15 protein-coding genes and 1 pseudogene are annotated in these 22,158 nt (G+C 47.4%); 4 read left to right on the top strand and 12 right to left on the bottom strand.

Going from position 1 to position 22,158, the window contains the following annotated elements:
• From ACN0T0_RS19535 to ACN0T0_RS19525, 3 genes are read right to left on the bottom strand one after another with little or no spacing between them, the layout of a single operon-like run.
• Positions 1-498 (bottom strand): MotA/TolQ/ExbB proton channel family protein, encoded by a 498-nt coding sequence (locus ACN0T0_RS19535; protein WP_417228413.1) that lies wholly within the window; start codon positions 496-498, stop codon positions 1-3.
• A 55-nt stretch (positions 499-553) separates the two neighbouring features.
• Positions 554-4,420: a cobaltochelatase subunit CobN gene (gene cobN / locus ACN0T0_RS19530; RefSeq protein ID WP_417228412.1), complete on the bottom strand. Its 3,867-nt coding sequence runs from the start codon at positions 4,418-4,420 to the stop codon at positions 554-556.
• 11 nt (positions 4,421-4,431) lie between these two features.
• The gene (locus tag ACN0T0_RS19525) at positions 4,432-6,354 is read right to left on the bottom strand and encodes a TonB-dependent receptor domain-containing protein (RefSeq protein WP_417228411.1); all 1,923 of its coding nucleotides are present in this window, start codon (positions 6,352-6,354) and stop codon (positions 4,432-4,434) included.
• A 352-nt stretch (positions 6,355-6,706) separates the two neighbouring features.
• On the opposite strand from ACN0T0_RS19525, the gene zigA reads away from it, so the two are divergent.
• The gene (gene zigA / locus ACN0T0_RS19520) at positions 6,707-7,912 is read left to right on the top strand and encodes a zinc metallochaperone GTPase ZigA (protein ID WP_320136600.1); all 1,206 of its coding nucleotides are present in this window, start codon (positions 6,707-6,709) and stop codon (positions 7,910-7,912) included.
• A 635-nt stretch (positions 7,913-8,547) separates the two neighbouring features.
• On the opposite strand, the gene ACN0T0_RS19515 is transcribed toward zigA, so the two are convergent.
• From ACN0T0_RS19515 to ACN0T0_RS19485, 7 genes and pseudogenes are all read right to left on the bottom strand, one after another.
• On the bottom strand, positions 8,548-9,402 hold the full coding sequence (locus tag ACN0T0_RS19515; RefSeq protein ID WP_417228410.1) for a LysR substrate-binding domain-containing protein: 855 nt from the start codon (positions 9,400-9,402) through the stop codon (positions 8,548-8,550).
• A gap of 439 nt (positions 9,403-9,841) precedes the next feature.
• Entirely contained in the window at positions 9,842-10,192 is a 351-nt protein-coding gene (locus ACN0T0_RS19510) for an ethanolamine utilization protein EutQ (protein WP_417228409.1), read from the bottom strand.
• A 21-nt stretch (positions 10,193-10,213) separates the two neighbouring features.
• On the bottom strand, positions 10,214-11,548 hold the full coding sequence (locus tag ACN0T0_RS19505; RefSeq protein ID WP_417228408.1) for an NAD(P)/FAD-dependent oxidoreductase: 1,335 nt from the start codon (positions 11,546-11,548) through the stop codon (positions 10,214-10,216).
• 136 nt (positions 11,549-11,684) lie between these two features.
• Positions 11,685-12,902 (bottom strand): NAD(P)/FAD-dependent oxidoreductase, encoded by a 1,218-nt coding sequence (locus ACN0T0_RS19500; RefSeq protein ID WP_417228420.1) that lies wholly within the window; start codon positions 12,900-12,902, stop codon positions 11,685-11,687.
• Positions 12,891-13,052, bottom strand: a pseudogene (locus tag ACN0T0_RS19495) (rubredoxin); the annotation flags it as partial. The gene ACN0T0_RS19500 and the pseudogene ACN0T0_RS19495, both read right to left, overlap by 12 nt.
• A 30-nt stretch (positions 13,053-13,082) precedes the next feature.
• Positions 13,083-14,534 (bottom strand): aldehyde dehydrogenase family protein, encoded by a 1,452-nt coding sequence (locus ACN0T0_RS19490; protein WP_417228407.1) that lies wholly within the window; start codon positions 14,532-14,534, stop codon positions 13,083-13,085.
• A gap of 78 nt (positions 14,535-14,612) precedes the next feature.
• The gene (locus ACN0T0_RS19485) at positions 14,613-15,800 is read right to left on the bottom strand and encodes an aromatic ring-hydroxylating oxygenase subunit alpha (protein ID WP_417228406.1); all 1,188 of its coding nucleotides are present in this window, start codon (positions 15,798-15,800) and stop codon (positions 14,613-14,615) included.
• 469 nt (positions 15,801-16,269) lie between these two features.
• Between ACN0T0_RS19485 and ACN0T0_RS19480 the strand changes: the two genes are divergently transcribed.
• The 3 genes from ACN0T0_RS19480 to gcvA all read left to right on the top strand — a co-directional run bounded on the left by ACN0T0_RS19480 (position 16,270) and on the right by gcvA (position 20,432).
• The gene (locus tag ACN0T0_RS19480; protein ID WP_417228405.1) at positions 16,270-17,511 is read left to right on the top strand and encodes a M24 family metallopeptidase; all 1,242 of its coding nucleotides are present in this window, start codon (positions 16,270-16,272) and stop codon (positions 17,509-17,511) included.
• 254 nt (positions 17,512-17,765) lie between these two features.
• Positions 17,766-19,400: a BCCT family transporter gene (locus tag ACN0T0_RS19475; RefSeq protein WP_417228404.1), complete on the top strand. Its 1,635-nt coding sequence runs from the start codon at positions 17,766-17,768 to the stop codon at positions 19,398-19,400.
• Between the two features lie 126 nt (positions 19,401-19,526).
• On the top strand, positions 19,527-20,432 hold the full coding sequence (gene gcvA, locus ACN0T0_RS19470) for a transcriptional regulator GcvA (RefSeq protein ID WP_417228403.1): 906 nt from the start codon (positions 19,527-19,529) through the stop codon (positions 20,430-20,432).
• A 39-nt stretch (positions 20,433-20,471) separates the two neighbouring features.
• Here gcvA and ACN0T0_RS19465 read toward each other — a convergent pair whose 3' ends face one another.
• Both ACN0T0_RS19465 and ACN0T0_RS19460 read right to left on the bottom strand, forming a co-directional pair.
• Positions 20,472-21,821: an ATP-binding protein gene (locus ACN0T0_RS19465; protein WP_417228402.1), complete on the bottom strand. Its 1,350-nt coding sequence runs from the start codon at positions 21,819-21,821 to the stop codon at positions 20,472-20,474.
• On the bottom strand, positions 21,818-22,158 hold a 341-nt coding region (locus ACN0T0_RS19460), incomplete at its 5' end, for a winged helix-turn-helix domain-containing protein (RefSeq protein WP_417228401.1). The genes ACN0T0_RS19465 and ACN0T0_RS19460, both read right to left, overlap by 4 nt.

The following is a 22,158-nucleotide window of genomic DNA, read 5'->3' as shown; positions in this document are numbered from 1 at the left end:
TCAATATGCTCCACTCACTTGAGATACTCTTTCCCGCTCAACAAGCCTCAACTCTTCAAACATCCAACGACGCCGAATATTTAAAACCGTAAAACTCAGGCTGGCTGAGATTAGCGCTAACGTCACCCCAGAAAAAGCAATCACCATATTTTGTCCCACCGCAGCGGTGTTGTTGTCAGATAAAGCAAGCAAGGCGGGCCCCATCGGTATCAGCGTCGCCACGAGACCTAACAACGGAGTGATACGAGAGGTTAACCGTAACAATTCCAGCCGCCCCATAATCCACAATTCGATATCATCGCTGGTGCATTCTTCGTTTTTTGCATAGAGACTAAGCTGACTCCTGTCATAACCTCTAGAGCGCAAGTACGCATCCTTTATTAATTGCCCCATTGAGAACAATGTAAAACACAATGCCGCGATGATAAGAAGCAATGCCGGCCATAAAAATAGGCTCGATAATTGGTATAAAAGCGTTTCTAAACTACCGGTTAACATAAACATTAAATCCCATATTTAGTTTTGGTCGTGACATATGAAGGTGTCGCTACATTTATAATCCGTGCCTATAACTGCGGCGATATAAAGGAAACAATCCACCAGCGATTACACAGCTCAACAAGAGTAGCCAAGCAACCCATGTTAACCACGGTAGCGGTTGGTTCTGATCTTCTGCAGTGACCTCTTCAAGTAGTTGGCCACGCACATTTCGCATGGCGGAACTATCACTATTGGCCGACTGATCAATCTCTGGTGCCGGCCCGCTCATACCAAAACCAGCCGCCTGTGACTCAATATACTCAACGGTTTTTTCAGCCCCGGACTGAGCACCGAGATCATTAACAAGCGCTTGCCAACGACTGATCAACTCTTGTCGAGTCTGATCTGAAGCATCCCAATAGCCTTTTCGAATAGCCTCGACCATGCGTTCGATTAATTGAGCTTGTGCCGTCGGATTATGTTCCGCAAACCATTCATTGAGTTTAAGATCGCGCTGATCCAATACATAGGTTTCATGCATCGCTTGCCACTGATCTGGGCGCACCATATGCCGGTCCATGACTTGCCAGCCAAACAGGTTATTCACGATTTTCAACATATGCACAGAGCCCGCATAGCCTTCGCGCTGCATCCCTTTAATCCATTGAGGGTTTTGATAACGGGTTCGTAATTCATTACTTAAAAAAGACTGCGCACTTGCGATTGTAGAAGACGTACCACGGGCATCAGAAATATATAGTGCCGGGTTTTCACCACCAACTTGCTTAACTGCCGCCGAGAGTCCGCCCAAATACTCAAACGGATGGTCTGTCGATAGCAAACCGTGCAAACTAGATGAGCGTGATAACAATACTGCATCGACGCCTTGTAACTGCGACTCTAGTAATTTTAGATGCAGCACAGAGGTACCCCAATCCTGAACCCCATAAATATGTGACTGACTGTTAATAAAGGTATCAGCAAGTATCTTATCGTCTTCCCAACCGGTTGAATCCATTGCAACAGACGTTACCCCACTGCCATAATCCCCCGGTGGATTACTAAAGATCCGTACCTGCGAGTAACGCGCCGATTCAGCTGCACTTAATCCGCTTTGCTGCAATGAAGCAGCCACACGATGGCTATTATTAGCTATTGTATTATGCGCTTCATCGAGTTCAGCGAGAGTCTCAATAGCCTGTGCTAATTTTTTCATAATGCCATCAAATTGATCACGATAGACACTCGTAACCTGTAATAGAACATCGACTCTTGGTCGGCCCAATTCCGTTTGAGGAATAACCTCTAACGATTCTATCTTACCGCCCGCATTCCATACCGGACGCACACCAAGGGCCACCATCACCTGCGCTTCGCTAAGCCCAAGCGTGCTGATCGCTTCTGATGACCAAAGTGAAAACGCCAACTTCTCAGGCCATTCACCATCATGGTGTTGTTGATAATCCTCTATGAGTGCATTAAAGGTTTTTTTAGCGGCCTGATAAGCCGCCGGACTCGGAATTTTATTCGGATCTAAAGCATATAGATTAGTGCCGCTGGTCGTATCGGGATTACGCACAGGATCACCACCGGGCCCAGGTAAGATAAACTCTCCACGCAGACCTGCGAGTAACGCCTCCAGCTCATTATTGTTACGCAGTTGTCGATTATAGGTAATAGCGGTTGCCATCAAGTCTTGCAGTTGCTCGTTGTCTGCATCTTCTGGTTGTTTTTCACCACGAATAAACGACTGTAAATAGGTGTAAGGTTTTGTATCGAACAACGCCTCAAAACTCGAAGCAAATACCTCTTCGCTATCAACATTCAACGCTTGATAGTAATCAGTACCTAATTGCTGCATGACCGTCGCAATGCGATATTCTTCAGCCCCTGATGATCCAAAAGTATGCAGTCCAATAGGGGTTGCAGCCTTAGCTAACAGGTGCATATGGTCATGTAAAACAGGCATAAATGCATCGGCTTGCTTACGAATACCTTCTTCAGTCCAACCGATATCCTTTTGTAGGTCAGCTGCGATTACCTTTGTTAACAAGTCATTTAACGTCGCATCTCTGACCGCGCCTTTTTCTAACTGTTGATACTGATGGATAAGTGCATGAATATCGCTCAATTCATCATAAAAACCGGATGGTGCAAATGGTGGTGTTTGATGACTAATAATGGTTGCCCGGCCGCGTCGCTTAGCCTGCATCGCTTCGCCGATGTTATCCTGAATATAGGGGTATAAAACCGGCACATTTGCGATAGCGAGGTTGGGATAATCATAGGCCCAAAGGCCTCTATCTTTACTCGGAGTCCATTCTTGTGTGCCATGAGTACCTAAATGAATAAACGCATCCGTCTTCGCCTGTTCACGCAAATAAAGATATACCGCCAAATAGAAGTGCCCCGGTGGCTGGACTAAATCATGCGTGCTCACGCCGAGTTTATCCGCGCGGGGAGGTTGCGGTAAAAGTAATAATTTGCCAAATTTCGCCCGCGGAATAATAAAATTTGCCTCACCGTTAACGGAACGAACGCTCCAATGATCTTGTGGTGGTCCCCACACATCGCCCAAGCGTTGACTAACAATCGGCGGTAAGCGTTTCAACCAAGCGTTATATTTAGCTACGGGGAAGGATTCCGCATAACCCGCGGCTAACAATTCATCTAATGTTTCGGGACGATAATAGGCAGCTAACATCGACTGAGCCGTGGTAATAATGTCAGCTTCGTTGTGTGGTGAAACATCATAGCCTTGCGCCGCAAGTGTTCTGAGAATATTCTCAATACTACGGGGAACATTAAGATTGGAAGCTGACAGATTTTTCTCACCTGAAGGGCTATTCCAAAATAATAGCCCAAGATTCAGTTCATCACGCGCGGCTGTTTGTAATCTCGCCATCGCTAAAAAACGTCCAACTAACAGATCGACTTGCTCGGGAATGGCCGCAGGAGCACCTTCTTCAATGGCCGCAATCACCAATGGGTCCGTCATTCCCCAGCTTTCGGGAATAACCATCAAGGCAGCATAAGCAGCCCCAGGCATGCCCTGCACTGTCTCTCTCCACTGCTGAATAGAACCGTTGCGATACGTTAACCCCATTACCACGGGTATATTCATCACCGGCAACTCATGCTGTCGTGTTTCACTCACCATATGAGTGGTATTCACCAACATGACGGGGTTGGCCGCTGCAATCTGATCGGCTAAAGCCGTTGGCTGATGACGGTCAAACCAAAAAACTAACGGGATCGCGCCGGCTTCCTCCACCCGTGCAATCACATGATCAAGCACTGCCGTTTGACCATCCGATATATTAGATGATGAAATCGCAACCGCTAAGACCGGTGCGGCCTTCTGCCAACGACTATCTCCCCAGTCCATATAATCCTGTAGATCACGAAATGTCTTCTGTGCAGCGGGATGATAATAACCGCTACTCGCCAACATCACTGGACTTGGGATCGTATCGGTTTGCTCTCCCTTCTGCCATGCACTAATAAACGCCATCAAGTGAGTGAAGTTTTCGCGGCCTCCCGCGGAGTAATAACTCACTAACCTGCGAATCATTGTCGGATCTAGATTGCCGCCATCAGGTGGCCCGCCACCCACCACTATCCAAGGCGTATCAGTGTTGTCTAAGGTTTCTTTGATCAATTCCATCACCCGAGCACGATCACCACCACGGGGTGTATCAAGCACCACTAGATCAGATCGATCAAACCATGCCTCCGGAGCTTCGTCCTTTGATGTAAGTACATGCCCCTCTAGGTTGACCCCTTGTTCTTTTGCGATAGCTTGCAACATCGTTATTTTCGCTGGCAACACAAATGGCGTGGTGATAATAGCGACATCGCTCTTAACAACCGCAAAAACACTCTGTAGGGGTAACAGCATAAAAACGAGCAGCCACAAAAACTGAAATCTAACGTTCATCATGGTAAACCTTAAAAAGCAGCTGAGATGCCGATGCGAATTTCACGACCGGGTTCGGTGGCACTATACAGTTCAGATTTATCTTCAAGCCGTTGATCAAAGATATTATCAACACCGGAAAAAAACGTTAGATGTTTGTCGAGCTGATACGAAAAATCCAAGTGATGTAAATGATAGGCAGGCGCATAGCCTTCTACACCAGAATATTGTTTTCCAACATACTCAGAGCGCCAACGTAACCGAGTCGATGCAACAGGAGCCCAACCTAAAGAAAGATTACCTAGATGCTTAGGTCTATCTTCTAAGGGCAACCCGGTACTTAGATCTTCTGTTTCTAAATAGGTGTAATTTAAGGTAAGACTAAGATGCTGCGTTAGATCATGATCGAATGATAGTTCAACACCTCGAATACGAGATTCATCGGTATTTTCATAACGACGCCTCTCACTACCCCTAATATTACAGTTGATATAACACACAGTTTGAACAAGGTTCTCTAACTGATTCTCAAACACTTTAGCCGACATGACCCAGTCCGCATCATGATATTCGACACCGCCTTCATAGGTTTTTGAACGCTCAGGCTCTAAGTCTGGATTACCTTCCACCCAGAAGCGTCCCCCTGCTGCCAAGACTTGATAGTCACTCGACAATTCAGTCAGTGATGGCGCACGAAAGCCCTGCCCGTACCCCCCTTTAAAACTAACACGATCATTTAACTTGTATACCGCGTAAATACGCGGACTGATTTCACTACCATAAACCTCATGGCTATCCAGACTCGCGCCGGCAACCAACATTAAAGGCTCGAATAACTGCCACTCATCCTGAAGAAAAACATTACGATGCTCCGCGGACGCCTTACCGGTACTGATACGTTCCTCGTACAGTGTTTCTTCACGAAGCTGCCCTCCCAATGTCACAAAATGATCATCGCCAATAAACTTACTTATCTGGCCATCAATAACAGCATCATTAATCTCTTGCGGCGGCACCGGGTCAGTCGTATCACTACGGGTATTCGTACGCTTTAAGTTTGATTGATAAGCATTTAATTTAACATCACCCCAAAACCACTCACCACTATAAGACAGACCATATTGCTCTTTATCAATCTCATTTTCCGATGTGTAAGCTACCGAACTCGACTCACTCTCAAGACTGGTTTCATCGTGTTCCGTGGCATAACTCAAGGTTAATTGCTGATAATCATCAAGCAACCACTCCACTTTAGCCTGTCCCTGCTTCGACTCTTTGCCCTCAACATCCGAAATATTTTCATTATCACTAGAGGCTAGGTTATCCCGATCAAACACTTCTCCAACCAACGAAAACAATAACTTATCTTCAATCAGTGGGCCGCTCAGATAAATTGAAGCCTTACGTGTATCGCCTCCTGACTCATCTAAAGACGAAAAAGTTGACGTTATTTCCCCCTGCAACTCATCCTTAGGAATACGGGTAATAATATTAACCACGCCCCCTAAAGCATCAGCGCCGTAAAGCGAAGACATCGGCCCTCTCACCACTTCAACACGTTCAATCGCGGCGGCAGGTAGCCAGTTTAGTTCAAAATCAGAATGCGCTATCACACTGTTACTCGAACTAATGCGGCGACCGTCAATCAGGTACAGTGTATGTTCCACCGGCATCCCTCGAATACTAATACCCCGGCGAGTCTGCCCTACGGAAGTAATCGTAATCCCCGCTTCGCTCGTCAAAGCTTCTGCTAGGTCATCGGCATTCTTAAGGCGTAGATCCTCTTTATCCATCACTGAAATACTGGCGGGAGCTTCCTGTATAACGGTTTCATGACGACTAGCCGTCACAACCATGGCCTCTAATACAACAGACTCCTCTGCAACAGCCTGAGTTGCCAACAAAGCTAAGCATGTACTCAAATACAACGAGTAATACTTTTCAGATCTCAACATGTTTTTACTAAACCTCTATACGTTTGAAGGCACTAAACTACACGCAGCAAAACAGCCGAATACGGATTTGCTATACGGTAGGTAGTTATATAAGTGATAGGCGCAATGCCAGCCGTTGTGAACACAGGGACAGGAAGCATCTTGCATAATCAAAATGTTATGTTATAACATGTTTTTTATAACAGCAAGAAACTCCCTTAAAGTAACAATTTTTAAATAACCAATATCAGAAAGACTGAACCAACAAACTCATGAACTGAAGAACACCACAGCAAGAAGCTCAGACACAGGCATTTAAACTGCCTGCAGACAACGATAAGCCGCTATAGCGTAAATATTAAAGGAAATACGAATGGCCGATACGCAGAAAAAACTTCCCGTAACAGTATTATCCGGCTTTCTAGGTGCGGGGAAAACAACCGTACTAAGCCATATTTTAAACAACCGAGACGGGCGAAAAGTCGCCGTCATTGTTAATGACATGAGCGAAATTAATATCGATGCCGCTACCTTAAAAAATGAAGTGTCGCTGAATCGAAGCGAAGAAAAGCTAGTTGAAATGAGCAACGGCTGTATCTGCTGTACACTGCGCGAAGATCTACTTTTAGAAGTTAACAAGCTGGCTAACGAAGGTCGCTTCGATTATCTGGTGATTGAATCTACCGGTATTTCAGAGCCATTACCCGTCGCAGAAACATTTACCTTCACCGATGATGACGGCATCTGCCTCTCTGATATCGCCACCTTAGACACCATGGTGACTGTAGTTGATGGGCTCAACTTTCTTATCGACTATGACGCCGCACAATCACTCCAGTCGGTAGGCGAATCATTGGGCGACGAAGACGAACGCAGCGTTGCGGACTTACTCATAGAACAAGTGGAATTTGCCGATATCATTCTTATCAGCAAGTGCGACTTGATCGACGATGATGCTTTAGGCCGCTTAATGAGTATCTTAAAAACATTGAACACCACAGCAGAACTTATCCCCATTGAAGCTGGCAATGTACCGATTGATAAAATCCTCAATACAGGCCTGTTTAGTTTTGAAAATGCTCAACAAGCCCCCGGCTGGCTGAAAGAGCTGCGTGGTGAGCACATTCCTGAAACGGAAGAGTACGGTATTGCAAGTTTCACCTATACCGCACGTAGACCTTTTCATCCGCAACGCTTTTATGACTTTATCCACAGCCCAACATTACAGGGTAAACTGATTCGTTCCAAAGGGTACTTTTGGCTAGCAAGTCGACCACAGTTCGCAGGTCAGTGGAGTCAAGCAGGCGGTATGGCCCGCTATGGTTTTGCGGGCATGTTTTGGAAAGCTATTCCCGAAAGCAAATGGCCTGAAGAGGATAAAGAATCCATTCTCTCAGATTGGGAAGAACCCTTTGGCGATATGCGCCAAGAACTCGTTTTTATCGGACAAAATCTTGATCAAGGCACGACCATTAAGGCGCTAGATGATTGCTTATTGACCGATGAACAACTGCTTGCTGGCCGAGATTTCTGGGAACAGCTCCCAGACCCATTTCCTCTCTGGGAAATGCCTCAATAAACCACAACATTTTAACCTTTCGTTCAGTTAAAGCTGTTAAGTGATAGCCAAATATTGATGAATTTCGCCTCCTCTTTTTTTAACAAGTTCTAAAAAAGGGGGAGGATTACTCCAGTACTTGAATTAATTCGAAGCTTTTTACGCAGCGACATTGTGCTTACAAATCAGTTTTCTATGAATTATTTCTATAAGCTTTCCGCCGTTATCGAAGAGACACCAAACTTAGACTAAAAAGTGGCACTTTGTGTTGATTTGTGCCACTTTGGTGTGCCATTATTGAATTACAGCTTCAATTCAACTCAATGAAAACAAGTAGTTAGCTACACGGGGTCGCCACCCGCCGCTTCCACCAACACAAAGGAAAGATACTTATTAAGTACCTTTTTCACTTTTCCCAAAACCACCATCTTTAAAAACCTTGCCTAAAAATAGCGCGTTCACTGTGCGTTGTTGTGAATTGGTTTATTGAATAGCTGCTTGTATGACAGCACTGAATGCTTTTCCGCCAATTTAGCATTGTGTAGCAGCACAATAAATTATCCCGCCCCCCATAAGAGCATCTATTTTGTCGTGATAGATCTATTGCTGAGTAAATATAGCCTCATAAGAAAGAGCGTCTGGACTGTCAATGACAACTAACGAGCCACCTTATTTTGAGTAAACCGCCCCAATAAATTAACGATTAAATCTCGATGTTCGCCGTGCAAATTATAGGCAGCATAGGCTTTCATCTCGATTATCGGCGCGCTATTAACACGATAAAGCCGCCCATCGTCTAGCTCTGGTTCAATCGTCGGTAATGGTAAGTAGGCTGCTCCTCCACAACTTAGAATCAAGTTCAGTGCCACCCTACCACTATTCACTCTTACCGGTGCTAAGGGCCGCTGAGGAAAATGTGCTTCGTGAAGCGCAGCGAAAGTTGTTCCCCACTCTACCCGCACATAACCTTCAGACACCGCCTGTTCAACGGTTATCTCCTGTTGGCTCGAGACTAACACCAGCGGCACACTAACGACCTCTTGTACTGCCATCCCTTGCAGTTGAGGTGGCTCATACATAAAGCCGACATCTATCATCCTTTGTTCCAACTTCTCGACCACCCTAAGCGGTGTGCTCTCTTCTGCCCGTAAGCCTAACGCTGGCACATTTTGATAAATATCGTTGAGCCAATCCTGCAGAAAAATATCCCAAAGACTCGAAACTCCGGCAATCACCAACCGTCGCTGGTGTCGCTCACTCAGGGCTGTATCTTCGTAGGCTCGTTCCCAAGCGCTAAGAATGAAGCGTGCGTGACGCTCCATACGCTCTCCCGCCGGCGTCAAACCAATCTCGTGGTGTCGGCGAACAAACAGGGTCAGACCAAGAAGCTCTTCTAATTGCTTAATTCGCGCGCTGATGGTCGATGAAGAAACACATAGATTGCCTGACGCCTTATTGAAGTTGCGGGTGCGGGTTACTTCCAGGAAAGTCTCCAGCAAAACGGTATCCATAGCTAATATCCAGTTTTTTTGGTCATTCTTGCCAGTTTATATCGTTTTTCCGGATTATCAAAAGATCATAAGGTTCGTGCTTCAAAGACATCCGCTGCGATTCACATGAAAAGTCAGTTAATGAGCACTATTATTTTTCGAGGATATGGTGAAGCGGTGATGACTCGCTTTCAAAACGAAATAAGAGTTTGGTTGTTCAGCTTCACTCAAAGGTATCGGTAATATTAGATCCGCTGCAAAATGAAACAACCTGGACTTAAAAAGACGCTTAAGCCAAAAGTGGCTAACTTCTGACTTAAGCGGTAAAAGCCTACATAACGTAGGGGGGCAGACAAAACTATTGCGGCCTGTGACATAACACGCCACCATCCTGCTAAGTGATTTTTAAACCGGCACTCAAGGTAGTAACACTTAGCCACTAGAAACAAAGCAATCCGCTTTAGTCTCTTAGTAACTCTTTCCAATTTCCCGGATAGACGGCATAAAAAACAGTCGCGTTTTCACCTTCATACCGCAGCTCCGTTCCTTCCGGTATCCAAATAACATCGCCAGCTTCCCCTTCGAGTACCGCATCAGGCGTAACCAAACGAAACAGCCCCTCAACCACATAAACCACCTCATCATAGAGTACTGTCCATGCAATCGAGCAGTTATCAAAACGGGCGATTCCAGCCCCCATACTAGAACTTATATCGGTTGAGATTGCCCGCCCGACTTCAGCATGTCCCGGCGGACCACCACGATGAGTAAAACTGATCTCGCTCCCTTTAACTAAACGCGCCTTTGTCATAAATTACTCTCTAAATAACGATTAGACTTCACTGCGACTTTGCCACTCAGCCAACTTCAGGCGGGCACGCACACCGATACCCAGAAAAGGTTGCGGTGGCACCAAGGCAGGCATTCCTGAAACCTCTTGCATATGCCGCTGCAACTCAGAGTCTCCGCCTGATGCCAACTCGGCTAATAGCTTTCCGGAAATCGTGCCCCGCGCGGCCCCTACACCGTTATGACAGCATGACGCGAATAACCCAGACTCCAGCTCACCAAAGAACGATGTGTAATTACGCGACAGAGCACAAACACCACCCCAGGTATTTTCGAAAGGCACATTTTGCAACATCGGGTAGCGAGCGACCATGGCATGCCGGTGTAGGTCATGAATTTTGCTACGCTCCTCTGCATGACTACCGTAATTAGGCACAAAACGATATTGGTTGCGTACAATCAACCGTCGGTCTTGAGTCATTCTCAACGTCGTACCCGCATGGTCTGCGGGCGTCAGCCCCCAGTCTGTCGTACCGCCATATGCCTCAAACTCGGCATCCGTTAGCGGTCTCGTCATGCTGGCAAACGTCATGATCGGCAGCATCCGCGATTTCAAAAAGCCCAGCTGCTCAGTGAATATATTGGTACCAAGAATCACATTCTTCGCATGAATTTCGCCCTCAGCGGTCTTTGCAACCCACTTTCCACCAGCAGCTCGTTCCAGCTTAAGTACGGGCGTATTCTCCCAACAAGTGACATTTTCCGGCATGTGCATCAACAAACCACGCATTAATGCCGCGGGTTGCATCAGAATACAACCAGGCGTAAAGAGGGCCTGTTCATAATAGCTAGTACCCACTTTATCTTTCAGACTCTGCCCATTGAGCATCTGATAGGGTTCATCTAGTTCTTTTAACAGATGCTGAAAGTGCTCGAGAAATTTTACTCCGCGCTCACTAACCGCTCCCTGTAGCTTACCGGCATGGGACCACTGACAATCAATACCGTATTGGTTTACCTTCTCTTCCATATAGCTAATCGCAGCTCGGTTGAGTTGGATAAACTTCTTCTTCCGCTGAAGATCTGGCCCTTCCAAGTCGCCTTTGTGCGGCAGGTCGATCACGAAACCCGAGTTACGGCCGGAGGTTCCGTGGCCAATCTTCTGCGCATCCACCAGCACCACCCGTTGTTCAGGATTCAGCTCAGCCAACCGACGGGTGGCAGCCGTTCCCACAAAGCCACCACCGATCACTAACCAGTCCGTTTGCTCAATATGGGTAACAGGCGTTGTAGCCGATAAATGTTGTCTGTATTCCGGCGGCAGAATTTCAAACCAGCCACAGCTACTATCATCAGCAGGTAGTTTTATCTTTTTCATATGACGATCCAGCTATCTAATTTTCTAATTATTGTTCATAACCTGTTACGACCTTCAGCATAGAACTGGACAGTAGGCGCTAACGCCCACTATCGAATCGACAGGTATCAAATCCTCTAAACTCAGGGCTAAAAGATTAGGCGACCGATAGTGCATCGGCGGCGGCTACTTTATCTGTCCACTGCTGGCGCTCTCCAATAAGGTCACCCGCCAATGCATAACCCAGAACCCGACCATCACTCGAAACATACAAGCCACGCATCCCCGTTTCGGTCGATTCAACCTGCCATTCGCCCGTTTGATTCGGTGCCGGTGTTAACAACGTCAGCGGTAGAGCGGGCGTTTTCACCATGACCGGCATCAACGGATACTGCGCCATGGTTGGACGCCCTAAAAGACAGTCGGCCAGTGCCCGCACCCCAAAATTGATCGGTGCGATATACGGCAACAACTGCCCCTGAATCTCCGCGCAATCGCCCAAGGCATAGATATCCGCAACGTTAGTACGTAACCCGCCATTAACAACAATCCCCCGATTGCAGGTAACGCCCGCCGTTTCAGCTAAGTCAGTACGAGGTTTAAGCCCTACGGCAGAGATAACCAGTCCGGTCTCAATGACCTGTCCATCTCTCAGGGTCAGACGATATCCTTCGCCCTGCTTAGCAACGTTCTCAACCGTATTGTCCAAATACCAGTCAACGTTCTGTGCTGACAGATTGGTTTGAAGTTTTTGCCCAATCTCTTTCGGTAGCAAACGATCCATCGGCCAACCGGTCAAACCGATCACCGCCACCGAATAGCCTCTACTAGAAAGGTCATTCGCAAACTCACATCCAATAAGGCCATTACCAATAATGGTGACATGCTGACACCCATCCAACTGATCACGAAAATGGCGGTAGTCATTCAAATCATTGATACTCAAAACGTCTTCAGCCCCACTACCTTGCAGCGGTAACCTAATCGGTGCAGCGCCTTGCGCTAGAATTAACTTACTGTACTGTTGTACGCCTAAGTCGGTATGCAACAGATGTTGATCCGCATCGATATGCGTTACTTTACAGCGAGCATGTATGCGTATATTCAGTCGCTGTTCGATCTCCAATACCGTTTCAGAGATGAGGTCGATCGCTCGCTTATCCCGCGCCAGTGCATTCGATAGCCCAGGCTTAGAATAATTGGCGCCATCATCAGCAGTGAGCAGCAGAATGTCCTTATCGGGAGAACGCTGACGTAGCGCCTCTGCTAAGTTATATCCCGCATACCCACTGCCAATGATAACGACAGGTGCTTGTTTCTGTGGCGCTGCTTCAGCCACCGCAACCGCTGCTGCATCAGCGGTTATTTCTATCATTTCAAAATCGGCTTTACCGACACCACAATCAGGGCACAGCCAGTCTTCTGGAACATCTTCCCAAGCGGTTCCCGCAGCGATACCATCCGCCGGCCAACCTTTCGCTTCATCGTAGATAAGACCACAGATCACACAGAGCCATTTTTTCATCGGTATTCTCCTGCTTTCGACGACGTGGATTTATTGAGAAGGATTAGTAACGCGGATCGCGACATTTTTAGTGTTAACGTAGCTATAGAGTGCTTCCTGGCCTTTCTCTCGACCAAAGCCGGACAAACCTAGCCCGCCAAAGGGCGTTTCGACACCTCCGGCATACCACTCATTAACGAACACTTGCCCCGCTCTCAGCGCCCGACTGGCACGAATCGCACGCGTCAGATCATGGGTGAAGACACCCGCCACCAAACCGAAGTCTGTCCCATTGGCAAGAGCCCACGCTTCCTCTTCAGTATCAAATGGCGTGATGGCCAATACCGGACCAAACACCTCTTCGGTAAACAGACTCATCTCAGGTGTTACATCGGCAAATACGGTTGGCTCGATAAAATACCCTTTCAAGTCAGCAGGCGCCTGACCTCCTGTCACTAGGCGAGCGCCTTCACTGGCAGCCCGGTCACAAATACGTAATATCTGCTGTTGCTGTTGCCTTGATACCACGGGCGTTACCTCAGCATTATCCATTCCGGGACCAATACTCAGCCCGTTGCCCAGCTCGGCTACTTTAGTCACAACCTCTTCATAGATATCACGATGAACCAGCAGGCGAGACATGGCTGAGCAGACCTGCCCTGCGTTAAAGAAGATCCCCCAGCGGACACTGTCCAATAGCTGATCAATATCCGCATCCGGGAAAACAACTGCTGCAGATTTACCACCCAACTCCATAACACTGGGTATTGCGTTTTCTGCCGCCGCTTTAAGGATGGACTGACCAGTCGGAACCGAGCCAGTAAATACAATTTGGTTAATATCAGGGTGAGATACCAGCGCATTGCCTACTTCACGACCGGGTCCGCAAAGAATACTCAGCGCTCCATCAGGCAGCCCCGCCCGTTTGCAGGCAGTGGCCAGCCAGGTCATCGCCAGCGGTGTGATTTCTGGGGATTTAACAATGACGGCATTCCCTGCAGCCAGAGCCGGTGCCAATGAACGAGCACAGATATCCACAGGGAAATTCCAAGGTACTATTTGAGCCGAGATGCCAACCGGTTCGTAATAAGTGAAATCAATATAATCTTTACCCAAAGGGATAGATTTACCTTCAATTTTATCGGCCATGCCGCCGTAATAATCAAAATAACGGGCGGCGATCAGAAACTCTTCCCGGGCATCATTCAGTGACTTACCATTTTCACGCGCCAGTAACGGCGCCGCTTCATCGGCGATATGACGAATCTCATCGGCAATGCGAGACATCATCTCAGCACGTTTTACCGGACGACAGTCGGTCAATACGCCGGAATTCACACAGCGGCGAGCCGCAGCGACAGCACGCTCAACATCATTTGTGTTAGCGCGTGCAATGGTGGCAAACACTTCATCAGTAGCAGGGTCATAAACCTCAATTTTATCGGCCGCATCCACCCAGTCACCGCCAATAAAATTAAGCCAGTTTTCAGTCATCTTAGTCATGGCATCAATCACTTTGTTGTTATTATCAGGAAGGTACGCAGTGGCGCACCTCCCTCAGCACAGTCTGTATAAAACTAATTATTGCTCGGCATCACGCCCATACTGCTTCGCGACCCACTGATGAAAGTGATGCGTCGGGCCATCCAATACCGGCGAGAAAACACCGCCTTGGAAGGCTGGAGATTTACGCCCATTTTGCATCCCTTCAACCGCGAATACGTCTTCGCCAAACACCACTTTCCAGCTTTCAAGAACAGCAGAGCGACAAGCTTCATAGCGGTCACCAGTTGCCTCTTCACCGACATAGGCCAGTTCAAGTTTTTCCAAAGTACGGCTATTCGTTTGCGGCTGCAGAATGATCGAGAAAACATGGTCTGCTTGCACACCTAATAGAACATTGGGATACAGAGAGATATACTCAGCCTGACGGATTTTATCGGCAGGCCAATCGCTGAATTGTGGCAAACTAGTGCCCGCAACATCAGACAAGTTATAGGTATAACTACCCTGTCCCGACATATCATCGTTAACAATCAGGTTATAGTGCTGATCGAGTGGTGAGTAAGTATTCAGGCTCGGATGAACCCATGGCAGATGATAAGCTTCGCAGTAGTTTTCCACCGCGAGTTTCCAGTTGGCCTCAACCGTCAACTCCATATTGCTACCCGTATGGGCAACATTGACCAGATCAAAACCACCTTTACCGGTAAATTCTTCCCAGCGCTGAATCAACGGTTGGATAAAGCTATCGAAGTCCTGCGCATCACCAGACAAGTTAATGAATACAATGCCATTCCAAACACCCGCCCGGATCTCTTTCAGACCATGCTTCTCACAGACAAAACCCTCGGCGGTATGTACACCGACACCACCGATATGCGGTGTGCCTTTCAAGTTACCGTTGAGGTCATAAGTCCATGAATGGTAAGGACAACGAACCATGCCTTCTACTTCAGTCTCTTCACGCAACATAATCATGCCGCGATGGCTGCAGATGTTATGAAACACTTTCAGCTCACCATCACGGTTACGCATTACCGCCAGCGGCAACCCCATAAAATCGACCGGCTTTGCAAATCCGTTCTTGGGTAGTTCACTGGCAAATACCAGTCCCGCCCAGTTTTTGCCCAGCACGTTATCACGTTCATACTCAAACAGAGATGGGTCGTCATACACAGCATTAGGCATACCATTAGCTTGGGCTATTGGCTGGCGCACTGCATCTAGGGCAGTCATAGGGATACGATGTTTTACTGTAGTCGTCATCTTAAGAGTCTCACCTTAAGTACCATCCGCACTGGACAGATAGAATTTATTTTTATGGTTAACGGCTCATTACGATTTCTTAAACTAGCTTATGGAAACCGGTCAAAGCAGCGTTTTCAGAGTGGATAATACTGACGACAAAAAGCCTGAGACAAACGACTTTTCTGACAGGGATACATGACTAAAACTCATTACCTCTCAACCCAGACAACTTAAACGAGGGAATAAAACCTTTAAAATGGGTAGCTTGAAGTCACTCAACGCAGAAAGTACAACATAAAAAATCAACCTATCTTTATCTCCCCTCACTCATATTTTTTCAACTTTAGCGGATGTTTCGTTGTTCTGAAGCAATAAGTTAATGAGCATTGGTAATGAGGCGATGAGTAGTTGTCGTTTTACAACCACCCAGCCAATACACCTAAATACGCGCATAAAAATAAATCCTATTTCTATGCGAGATAAAACAATGACCTTAACGCGTAACGATCATTACCAAAACGAATCAAACCTGATTAATCCTGTCACTGATGCCTGCCATAAGGCAGCACGAAAATACCGACTAGAAAGAGTCAAGAAACAGCTCATAGAAAAAAACTGTAGTGCCATCTTGCTCTATGATCCGGTCAATATTCGTTATGCCACCGACAGCTCGAATATGCAGGTCTGGACAATGCACAACTTTGCCCGCTACAGCTTAGTTTTTGCAGAAGGGCCCGTCATTCAGTGGGAATTTCACAACTGCGAGCACCTCCTCGAAGGAAATGAACTCATCGATGAAATTCGCACGGCGATTAACTGGAGCTATTTTGGTGCAGGCTCTCGTATCAACGAAAAGGCTCAACAATGGGCTAGCGAGATCACGAAACTTGTACAAAAACATGGGGGTGGCAATCTAAACTTAGCGGTCGACAAGGCGGACCTTGAGGGATTAGAACTTCTTCAACAACAAGGCCTTACCCTAATCGAAGGCCATAGCCTGATGGAGGAAGCCCGCAAGATAAAATCCGATGAAGAGATTCAATTAATGCGCTGGACCATCGAGGTGTGCGAACAAGGTATCCAGCGGATGCATGACGAACTACGGCCAGGCATGGCCGAGAATGAGCTCTGGGCTTGGCTGCATTTTGAAAATATACGCCATGGCGGTGAATGGATAGAGACCCGCTTGTTAGCCAGCGGCCCACGCACAAATCCATGGATGCAAGAATCCAGCGACAGGGTAATGCAGGAGGGTGAAATACTCTGTTTCGATACTGACCTGATTGGTCCCTATGGCTATTGTGCCGATATTTCACGCGCTTGGACCGTCGGCCATGTGCCACCGACCGATGAACAACGTCGCCTCTACTCACTCGCCTATGAACAAGTTCAAACCAATATTGCACTATTAAAAGCGGGCCTCAGTTACCGAGAGTTCTCTGAAAAAGCGTGGCAAATCCCAGCTGAGTTCTATCACAACCGTTACTGTTGCGTCAGCCACGGCATCGGTATGTGCGATGAATATCCAGCCATTGCCCATCAAGGTCACGACTGGGACAGTGCCGGATACGATGGCGTATTCGAAGAGAATATGGTGGTCTGTGTCGAGAGTTATATTGGTGCTGAAGGTGGCAAAGAGGGCATAAAACTTGAGCAACAAGTGCTGATCACGTCACAAGGTGTCACTGAGCTTTCTAGCTATCCATGGCAGGAAAATTGGCTCCTCTAACGCCCTAACAAATCGGCACGTTTATTTAATTCATTACAAAACCTCATCTATACAAGCCCAAAAAGTAGTTTGATACATATCAAGCTTTTCAAGAATATACGTTGCACTTCTGAAATGGCTCCGGCTTCTATGCGCCGGAGCTATCTTCAGCAGAAGCTGATATAGACCTCACTTTAGTGGATCAGTATCAACAATCAATAACGCACAAGAATCGACTGTCTTACAACAAGTCAAATAATAACGGAGACTTCACAATGCGTACTGATAACGGGATGTTCCGAGGAATCGATCCTACGGTAACCCTCATTTCAAAAATAATCATCATCGGTTTTGTAGTCGTTTGTGGTGTTTTGGCCGATAAAGCCGGCGCCCTCTTTACTCAGATGTCCGGTAATATTCTGCACCACTTCAAATGGTTCTACCTGGTCATGGCATCAGGTATTCTGCTGTTTCTGCTTTATCTTATGATGAGTCGCTTCGGCAATGTAACACTGGGTAAAGATGGCGAAAAGCCTGAATTCAGTATGGGTTCATGGCTTTCAATGCTGTTCAGCGCCGGGATGGGTATCGGGCTACTGTTTTGGTCAGTTGCTGAACCGATGTGGCACTATGCTGGAAATCCGTTTTCAGTCACCAGTCTAAGTGAAGAGTCAGCTCACACCGCTATGCGGGTAAGCTTCTTCCATTGGGGTCTACATCCTTGGGCGCTCTATATTATGACCGCCCTAGGCCTCGCTTATTTTTCCTACCGTAAAGGTAAACCGCTCACCATTCGTTCAGCCCTGATTCCACTTTTTGGCGAAGAGCGTTTGAACGGCTGGTTCGGTAACGCCATCGATATCATGATCGTTGCAATCACTGCATTCGGTATCGCCACCTCTTTTGGTCTCGGTGTTGTCCAGATGAGCACCGGTATGGAGCGTTTACTCGGCATCGAGGTTAGCATCGTTAATCAGATTATTATGATTACCGTGATCTCAATGATCGCTATTTTATCTGTCATGTCAGGCGTCGGCCGTGGCATTAAAATACTTTCCGTCTGGAACATGATCCTGTCATTAGTCATTCTGGTCGGGGTTTTACTGTTCGGACCCACTCGCTATATTCTGCATACCTATCTTGAGGGTACCGCTGACTATGTGCAGAACATTGTCGGTTTGAGCCTCTGGAGTGATGCACAGGCCGATTCTCAATGGCAAAACTGGTGGACCGCGTTCTATTGGGCATGGTGGTTAACCTGGGCTCCTTTCGTCGGTATGTTCATTGCTCGCATTTCCCGTGGACGTACGATTCGTGAACTGATTGGCGGTGCGCTGATTGCCCCAACACTCTTCGGCTTCTTCTGGATCGCAACCTTTGGCGGTGCCGCCTTAAACTATGAGCACGCGGATCGTAAGGCCCATGAAACTCAGGTTGTGGCACAGCAACTGACTGGAGAAGCCGCTGAATTCACCGGCGGTGATATTCTACTGGCAACCAAGGCCGACTCGACTCAAGCCATCTTCACCATGTTCGACAAAATTGAAGAGGCGTCTGGTGCAAGTGTCAGTACTATTTTCAGCGCACTGGCCACCTTACTGCTGATTACATACTTCGTCACATCAGCCGATTCAGGCACCTTGGTACTCTGTACCCTATGCTCACGAGGTAGCTTAGAACCACCCCAAGCCAGTCGCATCGCATGGGGCATTATGGTCGGCGCTATCGCGGCAGGCTTGCTCTGGGCCGGTGGTCTCAAAACGGTACAAACAGCGACTATCTGCGCGGCCTTACCTGCTGCAGTATTGGTCATCATGATGGCTATGTCGATACAGCGAGCGTTACGCGATGAGCCGATCGCCCAGCTCAATCAAGCCATAAAAGAGGAGGCCAACGCACCAACCCTGTAATTTCATCTAGAAATACAGCCCGTCGCTTGAGGCCACGGGCTTTTCTGCGTATAAGCATTACTAATAAAAATAATGATGGCGCAGATCATACTGCCCAGCACCTGCCATTCTAGGTGAGGATACATAATGTCGATTAAACCATTACCGCCTTTAAATAGCCTAGTGGCATTCGAGGCTGCTGCCCGTCACCTTAGCTTTACCCGCGCTGCAGATGATCTCTGTGTCACACAAGGTGCGATCAGTCGGCAAGTCCGCCATTTGGAAGACTATCTTGGCCGAGAACTTTTTATTCGTGACAAACGTTCGCTCTCTCTTACCCAAACCGGGAACGAGTATTATGTCAATATTCAGCAATCCCTATTACTGATAGCCAATGCAACCGGCGACATTCTTCAATGGCAGGGTGACCAGCAAGTGACCGTTATCACGACAAATGCGATGGCGTCGTTCTGGTTATTACCCCGCTTTACTAAGTTTCAAGAGCTACACCCAGAAGTCGATCTGCGCATACTCGCGGTCGACTCAATCGGAGATGTGAAAAACAGTGAATTTGATATCGCACTGTTCTACTGCCGCACGCCGCCCCCGTATTTAGAAGCCTCACCTCTGTTTAGTGAAACCGTGTTTCCAGTCTGCAGTCCTACATATCTGGATAAGCATCCTGATTTTAAGCAACCTGAAAATCTGCTTAACGGCACTTTACTGTCATTAGAAATTAACGAGGAATGGGTGACCTGGCAGGACTGGTTCAACGAGTGTGGAATCAAGCATATACCCGATACTTGCCGACGGTTAAATATCAATAATTATCCCTTGGTCATTCAGTCTGCGTTGAATGGCCAAGGTCTGGCGCTGGCATGGGCCAACCTAGTCGATGATTATTTAGCCAGTGGCTTATTGGTGAGGCCTGTTGATAAAGCGATGGCAACCACCTCACAGTTTTATATGTTGCAGAAGCCACAATCCATTCGTCCTAAAAAAGGCGTCGTCTGCTTCAGGGAATGGCTGCTATCTAACATCGGTGAACAATAACCCGCTTTACGAATCTTCTTAAAACACGAAAACGACGGTTTAATTCGTTAAACGAGCAAAATCCACGCTGACTTCAAAGCCATCGGTTCGCCCCCTCGCGGGAGAGTTAAATGTCATCGTTGCGCCCACGCCTGTGACGATGGCATCGGCAATCGCTAAGCCGAGCCCTAAGCCTTGCGCCTTGGTCTCTGATCTAACAAAACGGTGCTGCAGTCGTGCCAAAGTTTCAGCAGGAATCACCCGGGCAGCATTAACAATATTTAATATCCCGTTGGCAGAAAAGCTAACCTCAATCGGCTGGTCTGAGTCCCCATGTTTGATGGCATTGTCGATTAAATTGCGCACTAAAATAGCAAACGCATCGGGATCTATCGCCGATTTAAATTCGCTGGGCGGTAGCGTTAACCTAATGATTGCCATCGGAGCTGATCGCTGGCTGTCATCAACAATCAGCTGCAAAAGGGTTGTGAGGTCATTCTGCTGCGTCGATAACAGACCGCCACCTTCCGCCTTGGCTAACTGCATCAGTTTTTCTGACAAGCTGGATAAACCTTTTATGGTTGCTTCCACTTTCTGCACTTTATCTTTGAGGGGGCCTGCCGTGACGTCCTGTTGTAGATATTGAATCTGGGCCAATGCCGTTGCAATAGGCGTGCGCAACTCATGGGCACTATTGGCGGTAAAGGATCGTTCCGATTCTAAGGCTCGGCGTAAGCGTTCCAATAAGTCATTTATTGAGGTAGCGATTGTGTGAAGCTCGGTTGGCAGGTCTTTGGTTTCGATCGGTGAGAGGTCGCCACTACCACGGAATTCAATGGCTTTTCTATACACCAGCACGTGGCGCAAACTGTAACGCACAAAGGCCCAGGTCCCGATAAAACAAAGTGGGATCAACAAGATGAGTGGCCAGAATAAACTAATGCCCATTGCAAAGATGGCTTCTCGCCTTTGCACTAGCGGTTCGGCAACCTCGATGTGTAATGTATTTTGCACTGCCCACGCCCCATAGAATCGGTAATTTGCCGATGAGCTAAAACCTTCCAGTAGGGTTTTATTGAACATCAGCGGATCCGCATTATGGGATTGCAATAAAATCGTGCCTGACGCATCACGTACAAGGTATACCAGCGGCTCATCGTGGGTTTCGAATGACATGATTTGTTGTAATTGCCCTGGCTCCTCTCGGTTGGTTATCTCAACCACTGCGAGGGGCATGATACGTTGAGCAGTTTCGGCCAATGCGCTATCGAAGAGGGTATTCAGCTTATTCTGTGATACATAAACGGTGCTCAATAGCGCCAATAACCAGAGAAAAGTCACACCTACGGTTAAGCCAATACCTAAGGTTTTTTGGAGGCTTTTTGGTGCCTTCAACTGCGTTGATCTCATGAGGCCCTCATGCGATAGCCTAGTCCGCGCACCGTTTCTAACTGACCTTTATCCAGTTTTTTCCGTAGCCGACTGACATAAACTTCAATGGTATTACTTTCGATCTCGCCGCCAAAAGCATAAAGGTGATCTTCCAACTGTGACTTCGAGAGGACGTTGCCTGGATGTTGAACAAAGGCTTCAAACAGCGCCCACTCACGGGCCGTTAAATTGATGGCCACACCCTCACGAGAAATACTGTGCTTGTTAAGATCAACATCTAATGTGCCGACCTTAATGATAGGGTTTGGGTTGCCACTGTAACGCCGAGACACCGCCGCGATGCGGGCGGAGAGCT

Source organism: Amphritea sp. (assembly GCF_048266285.1).
Classification (GTDB): Bacteria; Pseudomonadota; Gammaproteobacteria; order Pseudomonadales; family Balneatricaceae; genus Amphritea.
This window is presented reverse-complemented; position numbering and strand designations above follow the sequence as displayed.

Bases quoted from the DNA above. Each gene is read 5' to 3' on its own strand.
- ACN0T0_RS19535 (WP_417228413.1), bottom strand. From the start codon at position 498: ATGTTAACCGGTAGTTTAGAAACGCTTTTATACCAATTATCGAGCCTA.
- cobN (WP_417228412.1), bottom strand. From the start codon at position 4,420: ATGAACGTTAGATTTCAGTTTTTGTGGCTGCTCGTTTTTATGCTGTTA.
- ACN0T0_RS19525 (WP_417228411.1), bottom strand. From the start codon at position 6,354: ATGTTGAGATCTGAAAAGTATTACTCGTTGTATTTGAGTACATGCTTA.
- zigA (WP_320136600.1), top strand. From the start codon at position 6,707: ATGGCCGATACGCAGAAAAAACTTCCCGTAACAGTATTATCCGGCTTT.
- ACN0T0_RS19515 (WP_417228410.1), bottom strand. From the start codon at position 9,402: ATGGATACCGTTTTGCTGGAGACTTTCCTGGAAGTAACCCGCACCCGC.
- ACN0T0_RS19510 (WP_417228409.1), bottom strand. From the start codon at position 10,192: ATGACAAAGGCGCGTTTAGTTAAAGGGAGCGAGATCAGTTTTACTCAT.
- ACN0T0_RS19505 (WP_417228408.1), bottom strand. From the start codon at position 11,548: ATGAAAAAGATAAAACTACCTGCTGATGATAGTAGCTGTGGCTGGTTT.
- ACN0T0_RS19500 (WP_417228420.1), bottom strand. From the start codon at position 12,902: ATGATAGAAATAACCGCTGATGCAGCAGCGGTTGCGGTGGCTGAAGCA.
- ACN0T0_RS19490 (WP_417228407.1), bottom strand. From the start codon at position 14,534: ATGACTAAGATGACTGAAAACTGGCTTAATTTTATTGGCGGTGACTGG.
- ACN0T0_RS19485 (WP_417228406.1), bottom strand. From the start codon at position 15,800: ATGACGACTACAGTAAAACATCGTATCCCTATGACTGCCCTAGATGCA.
- ACN0T0_RS19480 (WP_417228405.1), top strand. From the start codon at position 16,270: ATGACCTTAACGCGTAACGATCATTACCAAAACGAATCAAACCTGATT.
- ACN0T0_RS19475 (WP_417228404.1), top strand. From the start codon at position 17,766: ATGCGTACTGATAACGGGATGTTCCGAGGAATCGATCCTACGGTAACC.
- gcvA (WP_417228403.1), top strand. From the start codon at position 19,527: ATGTCGATTAAACCATTACCGCCTTTAAATAGCCTAGTGGCATTCGAG.
- ACN0T0_RS19465 (WP_417228402.1), bottom strand. From the start codon at position 21,821: ATGAGATCAACGCAGTTGAAGGCACCAAAAAGCCTCCAAAAAACCTTA.